14 protein-coding genes are annotated in these 13,377 nt (G+C 55.7%); 7 read left to right on the top strand and 7 right to left on the bottom strand.

What is annotated here, in order from left to right; all coding sequences use genetic code 11:
* The 5 genes from ribD (at position 1) to pgpA (ending at position 3,620) form a co-directional block, all read left to right on the top strand.
* A complete protein-coding gene (gene ribD / locus GC090_RS15680; RefSeq protein ID WP_324020340.1) occupies positions 1 to 1,104 on the top strand; it encodes a bifunctional diaminohydroxyphosphoribosylaminopyrimidine deaminase/5-amino-6-(5-phosphoribosylamino)uracil reductase RibD in 1,104 nt (367 codons plus the stop codon).
* A 90-nt stretch (positions 1,105 to 1,194) separates the two neighbouring features.
* The gene (gene ribE, locus GC090_RS15675) at positions 1,195 to 1,665 is read left to right on the top strand and encodes a 6,7-dimethyl-8-ribityllumazine synthase (protein ID WP_006117984.1); all 471 of its coding nucleotides are present in this window, start codon (positions 1,195 to 1,197) and stop codon (positions 1,663 to 1,665) included.
* Positions 1,666 to 1,684: 19 nt separating this feature from the next.
* A complete protein-coding gene (nusB, locus tag GC090_RS15670) occupies positions 1,685 to 2,104 on the top strand; it encodes a transcription antitermination factor NusB (protein WP_006117983.1) in 420 nt (139 codons plus the stop codon).
* 54 nt (positions 2,105 to 2,158) lie between these two features.
* Entirely contained in the window at positions 2,159 to 3,136 is a 978-nt protein-coding gene (gene thiL / locus GC090_RS15665) for a thiamine-phosphate kinase (RefSeq protein WP_033738641.1), read from the top strand.
* Between the two features lie 25 nt (positions 3,137 to 3,161).
* Positions 3,162 to 3,620, top strand: coding sequence for a phosphatidylglycerophosphatase A (pgpA, locus tag GC090_RS15660; protein ID WP_375093900.1), 459 nt, complete (start codon positions 3,162 to 3,164; stop codon positions 3,618 to 3,620).
* Positions 3,621 to 3,755: 135 nt separating this feature from the next.
* On the opposite strand, the gene GC090_RS15655 is transcribed toward pgpA, so the two are convergent.
* The 4 genes from GC090_RS15655 to xseB all read right to left on the bottom strand — a co-directional run bounded on the left by GC090_RS15655 (position 3,756) and on the right by xseB (position 7,835).
* The gene (locus tag GC090_RS15655; RefSeq protein WP_033738643.1) at positions 3,756 to 4,730 is read right to left on the bottom strand and encodes an aldo/keto reductase; all 975 of its coding nucleotides are present in this window, start codon (positions 4,728 to 4,730) and stop codon (positions 3,756 to 3,758) included.
* Between the two features lie 78 nt (positions 4,731 to 4,808).
* Entirely contained in the window at positions 4,809 to 6,674 is a 1,866-nt protein-coding gene (gene dxs, locus GC090_RS15650) for a 1-deoxy-D-xylulose-5-phosphate synthase (protein ID WP_039338477.1), read from the bottom strand.
* Positions 6,675 to 6,693: 19 nt separating this feature from the next.
* Positions 6,694 to 7,593, bottom strand: a complete 900-nt coding sequence (ispA, locus tag GC090_RS15645) for a (2E,6E)-farnesyl diphosphate synthase (protein WP_033738647.1) — start codon at positions 7,591 to 7,593, stop codon at positions 6,694 to 6,696.
* The gene (gene xseB / locus GC090_RS15640) at positions 7,593 to 7,835 is read right to left on the bottom strand and encodes an exodeoxyribonuclease VII small subunit (protein WP_006117975.1); all 243 of its coding nucleotides are present in this window, start codon (positions 7,833 to 7,835) and stop codon (positions 7,593 to 7,595) included. The genes ispA and xseB overlap by 1 nt, the downstream gene beginning before the upstream one ends.
* A gap of 232 nt (positions 7,836 to 8,067) precedes the next feature.
* On the opposite strand from xseB, the gene thiI reads away from it, so the two are divergent.
* Positions 8,068 to 9,516, top strand: a complete 1,449-nt coding sequence (gene thiI / locus GC090_RS15635; RefSeq protein ID WP_039338476.1) for a tRNA uracil 4-sulfurtransferase ThiI — start codon at positions 8,068 to 8,070, stop codon at positions 9,514 to 9,516.
* A gap of 96 nt (positions 9,517 to 9,612) precedes the next feature.
* Here the strand turns inward: thiI and yajL are convergent, their stop codons facing one another.
* A complete protein-coding gene (yajL, locus tag GC090_RS15630; RefSeq protein ID WP_006117973.1) occupies positions 9,613 to 10,212 on the bottom strand; it encodes a protein deglycase YajL in 600 nt (199 codons plus the stop codon).
* Complete coding sequence (gene panE / locus GC090_RS15625; RefSeq protein ID WP_033738652.1) at positions 10,166 to 11,086, bottom strand: 2-dehydropantoate 2-reductase; 921 nt, start codon at positions 11,084 to 11,086, stop codon at positions 10,166 to 10,168. The genes yajL and panE overlap by 47 nt, the downstream gene beginning before the upstream one ends.
* A gap of 133 nt (positions 11,087 to 11,219) precedes the next feature.
* On the opposite strand from panE, the gene GC090_RS15620 reads away from it, so the two are divergent.
* A complete protein-coding gene (locus tag GC090_RS15620) occupies positions 11,220 to 11,711 on the top strand; it encodes a YajQ family cyclic di-GMP-binding protein (protein ID WP_006117971.1) in 492 nt (163 codons plus the stop codon).
* A 237-nt stretch (positions 11,712 to 11,948) separates the two neighbouring features.
* Here the strand turns inward: GC090_RS15620 and GC090_RS15615 are convergent, their stop codons facing one another.
* A complete protein-coding gene (locus GC090_RS15615) occupies positions 11,949 to 13,313 on the bottom strand; it encodes an MFS transporter (RefSeq protein WP_006117970.1) in 1,365 nt (454 codons plus the stop codon).
* Positions 13,314 to 13,377 lie beyond the last annotated feature (64 nt).

Below are 13,377 nucleotides of genomic sequence, written 5' to 3'. Positions count from 1 at the left end.
ATGACCGATGAACGTTATATGGCGCGCGCGCTGGAACTGGCGCGGCGCGGACGTTTTACTACCATGCCAAACCCCAATGTCGGTTGCGTCATTGTACGCGATGGTGACATTGTTGGCGAAGGCTGGCACCAGCGCGCCGGAGAACCGCATGCGGAAGTGCATGCCCTGCGCATGGCCGGTGCGCGTGCGCGTGGGGCGACAGCCTATGTGACGCTGGAGCCATGCAGTCATCACGGGCGCACGCCGCCGTGTTGCGACGCGCTTATTGAGGCCGGTGTAAAACGCGTCGTGGCCGCGATGCAGGACCCCAATCCGCAGGTCGCCGGACGAGGATTACATCGACTGCAGCAGGCGGGCATTGAAGTCAGCCACGGACTGATGATGCAGGAAGCGGAAGCCCTGAACCGGGGATTCCTGAAACGCATGCGGACCGGCTTCCCCTGGATACAGCTTAAACTGGGGGCATCACTGGATGGCCGCACCGCCATGGCGAGTGGCGAAAGCCAGTGGATCACCTCGCCGGCTGCCCGACGCGATGTCCAGCGTTTGCGAGCGCAGAGCGCCGCCATTCTCAGCAGCAGCGCAACGGTGCTGGCCGACGATCCTTCCCTGACCGTACGCTGGGCTGAACTGGACAGCGACAGTCAGCGCCTGGTTGATGCGCAGACCTTACGCCAGCCGGTACGCGTCATCGTCGACAGCCAGAATCGCGTAACACCGCAGCACAAACTTATAGAACAATTGGGCGAAACCTGGCTGATGCGACAGCAGGCCGACACTCAGCGCTGGCCTGACTCGGTGACGCAAATTCCGGTTCCTTTACGCGACAGCCAACTGGATTTAGTGGCGCTGATGATGGTGCTGGGCCAGCGCCAGATTAACAGCGTCTGGGTTGAAGCCGGTGCCACGCTGGCAGGGGCATTGCTTCAGGCCGGTCTGGTTGACGAACTCATTATGTATGTGGCACCGAAATTACTGGGTAATGACGCGCGCGGTTTGTGTCAGCTTACGGGGCTGACGCAGTTGGCTGACGCGCCGGTTTTTGCCTTCAGCGACGTGCGCCAGGTCGGCAGCGATCTCCGTCTGACCCTGATACCGCAATAACAGAGGCGGAAAAGCGAGAGCACGCCGCCAAAGAGTATGTTAGAATCCGCCCCCCTGCGCGGGGCTAAACAAACCCCTGAAAGGATATGTATGAAAGTTATCGAAGCTGCCGTTGCAACGCCAGAGGCAAAAATTGCCATCGTTATCGCGCGTTTTAACAACTTTATCAACGAGAGCCTGTTAGACGGCGCTGTGGATGCCCTGAAGCGTATCGGCCAGGTCAACGATGACAATATCACTGTCGTCTGGGTACCGGGTGCTTACGAACTGCCGCTGGCCGCGCGTGCGCTGGCTAAAACCGGCAAACACGATGCCGTGATTGCGCTGGGTACCGTGATTCGCGGTGGCACGGCGCACTTCGAATACGTCGCGGGTGAAGCCAGCTCGGGCATTGCCAGTGTTGCCATGGACAGCGATATTCCTGTGGCATTCGGCGTACTGACAACCGAAAATATCGAGCAGGCCATTGAGCGTGCTGGAACCAAAGCGGGTAACAAAGGTGCCGAAGCGGCCCTGACCGCACTTGAAATGATCAACGTATTGAAAGCCATTAAAGCCTGATTTTTGTAAGGGGAATTTTGTGAAACCTGCTGCTCGTCGTCGCGCCCGTGAGTGCGCTGTCCAGGCGCTTTACTCCTGGCAGTTGTCTAACAACGACATTGCCGATGTGGAATACCAGTTTCTGGCGGAACAGGACGTTAAAGACGTCGATATTACTTATTTCCGCGAACTGCTGGCCGGTGTGGCGACCAACAGCGCGTACCTGGATGGATTGATGCAACCCTATCTGTCGCGCCAGTTAGAAGAACTGGGGCAGGTGGAAAAAGCCATTCTGCGTGTGTCGCTGTATGAACTGAGCAAGCGTTCTGATGTGCCTTATAAAGTGGCCATCAACGAAGGTATCGAACTGGCGAAAGTATTTGGCGCTGAAGACAGCCATAAATTTGTCAACGGTGTGCTGGATAAAGCCGGTCCGCAAATTCGACCCCAACGCAAATAATCAATAAGGCCGGCTTGCCGGCCTTTTTCATTAATGGTTAAGCGGAACGCAATTATGTCATGTGGTGAATTTGAACTCATCGCACGCTACTTCAATCGCAGAACGCGTAGCCGCCGTGATGTCGAACTCGGCATCGGCGACGATTGCGCGCTGCTGAGCGTGCCCGAAAAGCAAACGCTGGCGGTCAGCACCGATACGCTGGTTTCCGGTATCCACTTTCTGCCCACGATCCATCCTGCAGATTTAGCCTATAAATCACTGGCGGTGAATCTGAGCGATTTGGCCGCGATGGGTGCCGATCCTGCCTGGCTAACCCTGGCGCTGACCTTGCCGGATGTGAATGAAAGCTGGCTGAGCAGCTTCAGCGAAAGCCTGTTTGACCTGCTGGAATATTACGATATGCAGCTGGTGGGGGGAGACACGACGCGGGGGCCTCTCAGCCTGACGCTGGGTATTCATGGGCTGATTCCTCACGGCAAAGCGTTAAAGCGTTCGGGCGCAAAACCCGGCGACTGGATCTATGTCACCGGTACATTGGGCGACAGCGCGGCCGGGCTGGCGTTGCTGCAGCATCACTGCCGCATTGACGATCCGGCCATTCATGAAGCCCTGATTAAACGTCACCTGCGGCCTATGCCGCGCGTGTTACAGGGGCAGTCACTGCGTTCGCTGGCCTCTTCCGCTATCGATATCTCAGACGGGCTGATTTCTGATATAGGTCATGTGCTGAAAGCCAGCGGCTGCGGGGCACGTATCAACCTTGACGCGCTTCCGCTGTCCCCGGCACTGCGTGACAATTTTGACGCGTCACAGGTGCTGCGCTGGGCGCTCAGCGGCGGCGAAGACTATGAGCTGTGCTTCAGTGTGCCGGAAGTGAATCGGGGTGCACTGGACGTGGCGCTGGGACATCTTGGCGTGCCTTATACCTGTATTGGGCAGATGGCACCCGAGTCAGAAGGGCTGTCACTGCTCGAAAACGGCAAACCGGCAGATGTGCGTTTTAAAGGATTCGACCATTTTGACATCAGATAAACATATCGCCAAAGGTCGTCTGCGGATGCGTAATCCCTGGCATTTACTGGCGACCGGTTTTGGCAGTGGGCTCAGCCCGGTTATGCCCGGTACAGTGGGATCGCTGGCCGCCATTCCTTTTTGGTGTCTGCTGACCTTGCTTCCGCACGATCTGTATTCGCTGGTCGTGCTGCTAGGCATCAGCGTGGGCGTGTACCTTTGCCATCGCACCGCCAAAGACATGGGCGTTCACGATCACGGCAGCATTGTCTGGGATGAGTTTATCGGGATGTGGATTACGCTGATGGCCATTCCGGTGAACAGCTGGCAGTGGGTGGTGGCCGGTTTTGTGCTGTTCCGCGTGCTGGATATCTGGAAGCCCTGGCCGATTCGCTGGTTCGACCGTAACGTGCATGGCGGCATGGGCATTATGGTCGATGACATTATTGCGGGCATTATTGCTGCAGCCATCCTTTATGGTGCCGGGGTTTATCTCGCCGGTTAAGCGTTTGTACTGCGGTCCTTATCATCACCGTTTTGCAACCGTAGCCGAAATACCGGCGTACGGTTGTCTCATCCTTATCTCTCTCCCGGCCGGGCCGAATGAGCGCGTCACGCCTGTGAACACGCTGCGTTGGTATCACTGATAGCCGGTTGCCGGGTGAGGCTGATATTCACTTTCCAGGGCCGCAATATCCTGCGTTGTCAGGTCAACGTTCACGGCTTCCACCAGCTCAGCAAACTGCTCTGCACGGGAGGCGCCAATGATGGGCGCTGTCACCACCGGTTTGCTCAGTAACCACGCCAGTGCGACCTGCGCTCGTGTTACGCCTTTGTCGGCTGCAACCTGCGCCAGGCGCGCCGCAATCGCCGCATCGTTTTCCTCCGTTGAAGCATAGAGCGTGCTCATCACCTCATCAGAAACGGAGCGGGCGGTGGTTTCGCCCCATGGCCGGGTGAGCTTACCGCGTGCCAGTGGACTCCATGGCAGGACCGCAACATTTTCACGCTGGCACAGCGGGTGCATCTCACGTTCTTCTTCGCGCTGAATCAGGTTGTACTGATCCTGCATGCTGACGAAGCGTGCCCAGCCCTGTTCTGCCTGCATGGTTAAGGCCTGTGCAAACTGACTGGCGTGCATGGACGAGGCGCCGATATAACGTGCTTTGCCGGATTTCACCACCTCATCAAGTGCCGACAGGGTTTCTTCGAGCGGCGTGTCATAGTCCCAGCGGTGAATCTGCAGCAGATCGACATACTCCATGCCCAGCCGTTGCAGGCTGTCATCAATGGATTGCAGAATGTTTTTACGGGACAGGCCTTGTGACAGATTACTCAGCGGGAAATAGACTTTGGTGGCGACCACGACCTCCTCGCGGCGGGCGAAATCCCTGAGCGCTCGCCCCAGAATCTCCTCACTACTGCCGTCTGAATAGCTGTTAGCGGTGTCGAAGAAGTTAATCCCGGCCTCCAGCGCCTGCCTGATAAGCGGTCGGCTGCTTTCTTCAGGAAGTGTCCAGGCATGTTTACCGCGGGTGGGCTCACCAAATGTCATACAGCCCAGGCAGAGCTGGGAAACTTTTAAATCAGTATTCGCGAGTGGAACGGTTTTCATCATGACTCCTGCTATGTCCTTCCAGGGGAATTAAGCATAGCAGGAATACCGCTCTCCGCAGAGAGCGGGGGAGGGGAACTACTGCGCCAGCCAGTGACTGATTTGCTGCTGAATACCGTCTGCGTCCAGGTGGTAGTCGTGACGCATCTCTTCCTGCGTGCCCGGGGGAATGAACTCGTCAGGCAGGCCAATATTGAGAACGGGAATGCCCAGACGTTTCGCCATCACGAACTCGTTGACGCCGCTGCCTGCGCCGCCCTTAATCGCGCCTTCTTCCAGCGTAATCAACGACTCATGCTGTGCGGCCAGTTCGGTAATTAACGCTTCATCCAGCGGTTTAACAAAACGCATATCCACCAGGGTGGCGTTCAGCGCTTCGGCAACGTGGCTGGCTTCAGGCAGCAGTGTACCGAAGTTAAGGATCGCCAGCTTTTCGCCCCGACGTTTAACCACACCTTTGCCCAGCGGCAGGCTTTGCAGTGGCGTCAGAGCAACGCCAGTGCCGGTTCCGCGTGGATAACGCACGGCAGCCGGACCCGCCTGATAGTGATAGCCGGTATAAAGCATCTGGCGGCATTCGTCCTCATCGCTCGGCGTCATGATGACCATATCCGGAATGCAGCGCAGATAGGCGAGATCAAAGGCACCCTGATGCGTCTGGCCGTCGGCCCCAACGATGCCGCCACGGTCAATCGCGAACAGGACCGGAAGCTTCTGAATCGCGACATCGTGAATAACCTGATCGTAGGCGCGCTGCAGGAAGGTCGAGTAAATCGCAACAACCGGTTTATAGCCCCCAATGGCCAGGCCCGCCGCAAAGGTCACGGCGTGCTGTTCGGCAATGGCAACGTCAAAATACTGGTTGGGATACTTGCGGGAGAATCCTACCATACCCGACCCTTCGCGCATGGCGGGCGTAATCGCCATCAGCTTCGCGTCGTCAGCCGCCGTTTCGCACAGCCAGTTACCGAAGATCTTCGAATAACTCGGCAATCCTTCGGCGCTCTTAGGCAGTTCGCCGCTGGCGACATCAAATTTGGGCACCGCATGCCAGGCGATCGGATCCTGCTCTGCCGGGGCATAACCTTTACCCTTTTTCGTCATAATATGCAGGAACTGCGGGCCTTTCAGGCTACGCATATTCGTCAGCGTATTCACCAGCGTCAGGACATCATGACCATCGACCGGCCCGATATAATTGAACCCCAGTTCTTCAAACAGGGTGCCCGGCACCACCATGCCTTTCAGGTGTTCTTCGGTGCGTTTTACCAACTCTTTAATCGGCGGCAGGCCGGTCAGTACGCGCTTGCCTCCTTCGCGCAGACGCGCGTAGGTCTTACCCGATAAAATCTGTGCCAGGCGGTTATTCAGCGCCCCGACGTTTTCAGAAATCGACATTTCGTTGTCGTTCAGGATAACCAGCATATCGGGTTTAATATCGCCCGCGTGGTTCATGGCCTCAAAGGCCATGCCTGCGGTGATGGCACCGTCGCCGATAATACAGGCGGTACGGCGCCCTTTACCTTCCCGTTCGGCCGCAGCAGCCATGCCCAGCCCGGCACTGATGGAGGTTGAGGAGTGACCGACGCTCAGGACGTCGTATTCACTTTCTCCCCGCCACGGAAAGGGGTGCACGCCATTCTTTTGCCGAATCGATCCAATGCGATCGCGGCGGCCGGTTAAAATTTTATGCGGATAAGCCTGATGACCGACGTCCCACACGAGGTGGTCGAACGGTGTGTTATAGACGTAATGCAGCGCCACCGTCAGCTCGACCACGCCCAGGCCCGACGCAAAATGGCCGCTTGAGCGGCTCACGCTGTCTAATAAATACTGGCGCAGCTCATTGCAGAGCGCAGGCAATTTTTCTTTAGGCAGGGCACGCAGTGCCTGTACCGTTTCTGCCTGCGCCAGTGTCGGGTATTTTGTAGTATCAAAACTCATCAGTGACTCATCATGGAAGTTATTTATCGCGTTCAATTACGAAGCTCGCCAGCGCCTTCAGGGCAGAGGTATCATAGGATTTTGCAGAGAGCATGTGCAAAGCATCCACGGCTTCCTGGTATAAATCCAGTGCCTTAATCCGGGCATTATCCAGACCCATCAATGAAGGATAGGTGCTTTTTCCAAGATCTTGATCGGCACCTTGACGTTTTCCGATAACGGCTGTGTCGCCCGTCACATCCAGGATGTCATCCTGCACCTGAAAGGCCAGGCCGATGGCATCCGCATAGCGGTCAAGATACGGCAGCGCTTCACGGCCCGCGTCGCCGGCAGCAAAGGCACCGAGACGCACGGCTGAGCGAATCAACGCCCCCGTTTTGTGACGATGGATCTGTTCCAGTTGATGAAGATCGACAGACTGACCTTCTGCCGCCAGATCCAGCGCCTGCCCGCCGCACATACCCGCTACGCCGCTGGCCCTGGCCAGCTCTGACAGCATAGCGAGGCGGTATTCTGCACTCACGCCCGGCATGGGCTGGTCGGCCAGAATAGAAAAGGCCAGCGTTTGTAGCGCATCACCGGCAAGAATGGCGGTATCTTCACCATATTTGATATGGCAGGTTGGTTGCCCACGACGTAACGCATCATCGTCCATTGCCGGCAAATCGTCATGAATCAGTGAATAGGCGTGAATACATTCGACAGCCGCTGCAGGCACATCGAGACTGGCTTTATTCGCATTGAGCATGGTGCCGGTTGCGTAAACCAGAAACGGGCGCATGCGTTTGCCACCTAATAGTGCCCCATACTGCATGGCATTCACCAGAGGAGAACTCTGAAAAGGGAGGGCATCCAGGTAGCCCATCAACGCGTGATTCACCTGCTGGTGATACGCATTGAGCAGTTCAGGAAAATCCATTAGTTGTTTTCCGGCGTGAAAGAGGAGAGATCGGCATCGTTATCGTCGCTGAGGAGAATGCGCACGCGCTGCTCGGCTTGCTGCAACGTTTGCTGGCCATTGCGCGCTAACTGCACGCCGCGCTCAAATTCATTCAGGGCGTCTTCCAACGGCAGTTCACCACTTTCCAGACGATTAACAATCTGCTCCAGCTGCTGCAATGACGTTTCAAAGCTGGCTGGCTGTTCGGCTTTTTTCGGCATATTTCGTGTCGACTCACGGTTGGAACGTTATCTTGCAATCGGTCATGGTAGCTGAGAGAGAATGATTAGCAAAATAATCAATGTGCATGCTGTTGCAGAAGCAGTCACCGGGTAAAGGTGATATACTCTCGCGCCTCGGATGCGGATGCGCCTGTCACCCCGCAATTTTATGATCTTACCAGCTAAGTGCAGCCTGTTTTAGCACTTATTTGCCCAACGAAGCTGTATTGCCATGAAGTTTATCGTCAAGTTATTTCCTGAAATCACCATCAAGAGTCAGTCGGTGCGTCTGCGCTTTATTAAGATTCTTGCCAGTAATATCCGCAACGTGCTCAAAACGGTCAGCGATGAGATCGCGGTGGTGCGTTTTTGGGATCATATTGAAGTGCGCTGCAAAGATGAAGCCATGCGGCAGATTATTCCCGATGAGCTGATGCGCATCCCGGGTATTCATCATGTCCTTGCGGTTGAAGAGCGCGAATATACCGACATCCACGATATTTTCGAGCAGACGCTGGCACAGTATCGCGACAGCCTGGAAAACAAAACCTTTTGCGTGCGGGTTAAGCGCCGTGGCAAACACAGCTTCAGTTCGCAGGACGTCGAGCGCTATGTTGGCGGCGGGCTAAATCAGCACATCGCCAGCGCCACCGTTCAGCTTAAGAAACCTGAGGTGACGGTTAACCTCGAAGTGGAAGAAAACCGCTTAACGCTGGTCACCGCACGCTATGAAGGGCTGGGCGGCTTCCCGATTGGTACCCAGGAAGATGTGCTGTCGCTCATCTCAGGTGGATTTGACTCCGGCGTTTCCAGCTACATGCTGATGCGTCGTGGCAGCCGCGTTCACTACTGCTTCTTTAACCTGGGCGGCGCGGCACATGAAATCGGCGTACGTCAGGTCGCCCATTATCTGTGGAACCGCTTTGGCCGTTCGCACCGTGTACGTTTTGTGGCAATCAACTTTGAGCCAGTTGTCGGCGAAATTTTAGAAAAAATCGACGACGGTCAAATGGGCGTGGTGCTGAAACGTATGATGGTCCGTGCAGCCTCAATGGTGGCGGAACGTTATGGCGTACAGGCCCTGGTCACAGGCGAAGCGGTGGGGCAGGTCTCCAGCCAGACGCTGACCAATCTGCGACTGATCGACAATGCCTCCGATACGTTGATTTTGCGCCCGCTGATTTCCCACGACAAAGAGCACATTATTAAAGTAGCGCGTGAAATCGGCACCGAAGACTTTGCCAGCACCATGCCGGAATATTGTGGCGTGATTTCGAAAAGCCCGACGGTCAAAGCGGTAAAAGGCAAAATCGAAGCCGAAGAAAGCCAGTTTGATTTCGCAATTCTGGAACGTATGGTGGCCGAGGCGACCAATGTGGATATTCGCGAAATCGCGGAGCAGACGCAGGAAGAGGTGGTTGAGGTTGAGACGGTCGGCTTGCTGAACGAAAACGACAGCGTGCTGGATATCCGCTCCGTGGATGAGCAGGAAGACAAACCGCTACAGCTGGCGGGAACGGAGGTGAAGTCGATGCCTTTCTACAAACTCAGTACGCAGTTTGGCGACCTTGATCAGAACAAAACCTGGCTGTTGTACTGCGATCGCGGTGTGATGAGTAAATTACAGGCGCTCTATCTGCATGAGCAGGGGTTTAAAAACGTGAAGGTATATCGTCCGTAATCCGCATAGCGGTCACTGACCGCTTCCCCCTGTGCTCGCCTTGCGTACCAGGGCAAGACGAGCACAGAGCGTCCGGCAGGCGTCTGAACCGGCGACTTAACTGGCCTGATAGTCGTAAATACCCGGCGCCAGCACCAGTTGTGCCGCGACTTCACGTGCTTTATCACTGCCTGCTAGCAAATCAATTAATTTCAGCGCAAAATCCATCGCCGTGCCCGGTCCCTGACTGGTGAGCAAATTGACTCGCGGATCCCAGACGACACGACGTTCCATCCATTTCTCTTCCGGTATGGTGGACTTTAAACCGGGAAAGCCTGTCATATTGCCGACCGGAAACAGGTTATGCGGCACCAGTACCGTGCCAGCGGCTGCGCAGATGGCCGCAACAATACGTCCTGACAAATGAAACTGGCGTACGGTTTCAACCAACAGCGGACTGTCACGAAATGTCTCGGCTCCTTTTAGTCCGCCGGGCAGGACAATAGCATCGTAGGCGTTGTCCGCCACCTCGACCAGCGGGACGTCGGCCAGCAGGCGAACGCCGCGCGAACAGACGATTTCACGGCAGCCATCGCTTTCCACGCTGGCGGTCACCGTCTTTATCCCGCCACGGACCAGCAGATCGAGTGTGGTAACGGCTTCCGTCTCTTCACTGCCATGAGCCAGACAGACCAGTACCGAGGCGTTCGCGCCCATAATAAGACTCCTTGCGTTTAATCATGTCGTACAGCCGGGTGTTTTCAGGTAACACTAAGCCGTGAGTGCGTGCGCGACGCAGCAGAAAGCCGGTGATGTATTCAATTTCCGTCAGTCGCTGAGCGCGTATATCCTGCAGCATTGATGAGGTGTTGGCGGCGGTCGTCTCAATCACATTCAGCACCTGATCCTGCAGGCTCTGGCTGGCCACGGACTGGCCTTCACGCTCCATAACCCAACTGATTTCGTCACATAAGGTGATGATGTCGGCCTGATGCTGACGCAGTGCGCCATTCTGACAGTCGTAAACCACGCTGAGTGGGTTGATCACACAGTTTACCGCCAGCTTACGCCAGCAGGCCGCCCGGATATTGTCATGCCAGGCGACATCGGGCAGCGCTTCGTGCAGTACATCGGCGACCTCACTCCAATGCTCGCTTTTGCGGTTGCCGGGACCAATATGGGTGACGCCCGTGGCGACGTGCTTAATGACCGTGCCATCCCGCATTGCGGCGTGCGTGGTAATACCGCGTAACAGCGGCTGCGTCAGACCTTTTAATTCGCCAAGCGTGCCCATGCCATTGTGCAACAGCAAAACCGGGCAGTTTTCTGACATCACGCTTTCCAGATTTTTTACGGCCGTTGATACCTGCGGGGCTTTCAGCGTCACCAACAGCAGCTGGCTCTGCGCCAAAAACAGCGGATCGTTGGCAATGAAGGTCCGGTTCGTCACGCGCCCCAGCGGATCGATTACATTTGCTGAGCAGTAGGGCTGAGGTACGCGTAACCAGCCCTGGACATCGTGCCCGCAATGGGCAAGAGCGGTGAGCCACACCTGGCCCAATGCGCCACATCCTAATACGGTTATTTTCATGCTGCCTCCCGCTCGCGGGCTTATTATTTATGCGCTGTGGCAATGAGTTAAGTATAGCGCTACACAGTGCGATTTTATTTAGTGCCGTAAGACGCGTATTATGCATGCCAGTTTAGCCTCAGGAGAAGAAGAGATGCCATCTTTCGATATCGTTTCAGAAGTCGACATGCAGGAAGTTCGCAACGCAGTAGAGAATGCTAACCGTGAACTGTCGACACGTTTTGATTTTCGCAACGTCACTGCCAGTTACGAACTCAATGAAAAAAATGAAACCATTAAGGTCATCAGTGAATCGGATTTTCAGGTAAAGCAGCTGGTGGATATCCTGCGCGAGAAAATGCTCAAGCGCGGTATTGAAGGCGCGGCGCTGGAAGTACCAGAAGAGATTGAACACAGCGGCAAAAGCTGGAGCGTGGATGCCAAAATGAAAAAAGGCATTGAAAGCGACGTCGCGAAAAAGCTGGTGAAGCTGATTAAAGACAGCAAGCTGAAAGTGCAGACGCAGATTCAGGGCGAATCTCTGCGCGTAACGGGTAAGTCTCGTGATGATTTACAGGGCGCAATGGCGCTGGTGCGTAATGGCAACCTGGGCCAGCCTTTCCAGTTCAAAAACTTCCGCGATTAATCCCTCCGTTCAGCACGTGAGCACAGGATGCCCTCTGAGGCATCCTGTCGGGTTGGCAGCCTGACTGTGACACCAGTCTGGCTGTCACTGATCCCCTTCCGCGACAGCAACGCTTTTGCCCTGCAAGGTGCTGACGTCCGTGACGGAATCTGCGTGACCAGAGGGACGCATTTTGCGCGGGGATAAACGGGAGAAACCGGGTTTGTCAAAGACGACAAACCCGGAGAGGGCAGGGGATTAGCCACCGCCGATAAGGGCTTCAAGCTCCGGTCGGCTGGTGATCTTACTGTCTATCTTAATGTAAGCGCTTTTTTCTTCCGGTACGATCAGCACCGCGTTCACTCCAGGCTGGGCCTTCAGGCGCTTCTCCAGGTTCGGTACTGCCAGCGCCGCATCACTCAGCACAATGCGCAGACTGCTGACGTAGGGCGGTTCCTGCATGGTCATACTGACGAACAGCCAGATTGCCGCCACAATCGCTCCCACCATAAACACAGTTTGCGCATCAAAATGACCGAACACCCAACCGCCCAGGCTTCCGCCGATCGCAACGCCCAGAAACTGGCTGGTGGAGTAAAGCCCCATTGCTGTCCCTTTGTAACCGGCAGGCGATTCCTTACTGACCAGGGAAGGCAGGATGGCTTCCATCAGGTTAAAGGCAAGGAAGAAGAGCTGTACGCCGAGCACCAGCGTCCAGAAATGGCCCTGTGCGCCCCATAAAACAATTTCTGCGATGACCATCATGCCGACACAGCCGACAAAGACGCGCTTCATTTTGCGCTTCACTTCCGCATAAATGATAAAAGGCACGACGCCCGCAAAGGCGATCAGCATGGTCGTTAAATAGACCTTCCAGTGTTCTGATGGCGGTAATCCCGCCTGCTCAAACTGGTCGGGCAGCGCAACAAAGCTCGACATCAACAGGATATGCAAAAAGAAGATGCCAAGATTCAGTTTTACCAGGCGCGGGTTGGCCAGCACTTTTTTAAAGCTGCCGCGCACCATGCCCGACTCACGGTTCAGGACATGCTGAGTGGAGGAGGGGACCACCCAAAGCGTAATGAGAATACCCAGCGTCGCCAGCGTTGCGATCATCCAGAACAGCGCATGCAGGCCCAGCGCGTGGGTCACAATCGGTCCCACCACCATCGCAATCGCAAAGGTAACGCCAAAACTGATGCCAATAAACGCCATCGCCTTGGTGCGGTTCTGTTCACGCGTTAAATCCGACAGCAGCGCCATCACGGCGGCCGCAATCGCGCCCGAACCCTGCAACGCCCGGCCAAGGATGATGCCCCAAATGGATTCCGTGCTGGCGGCAATCACGCTGCCAAGGACAAACAGCAGCAGGCCGCCCACAATCAGAGGCTTGCGTCCAATACGATCGGACAGCAGGCCAAAGGGGATCTGGAAAATGGCCTGAGCCAGGCCATAAATGCCAATGGCCAGACCGATTAAGGTTTCACTCGCTCCCTGGAGCGCCATGCCATAGGTGGTCAATACCGGCAGGACCATAAACATTCCCAGCATACGCAGGGAAAAGACCGTGCCAAGGCCCCATGTGGCGCGCAGCTCCACCGGAGTCATTTTGTTATCGTTCATTCCTACCTCTGTTGATGTGCTGCATTTATTTTAGGGAGGGAGAGTGGAAGGGTAAAACAATAGT

The sequence above is a fragment of the Pantoea sp. JZ29 genome, assembly GCF_035190385.1.
GTDB classification, from domain to species: domain Bacteria; phylum Pseudomonadota; class Gammaproteobacteria; order Enterobacterales; family Enterobacteriaceae; genus Pantoea; species Pantoea stewartii.
The sequence above is the reverse complement of the archived record's forward strand: the minus strand, read 5'-3'. Positions and strand labels throughout refer to the sequence as shown.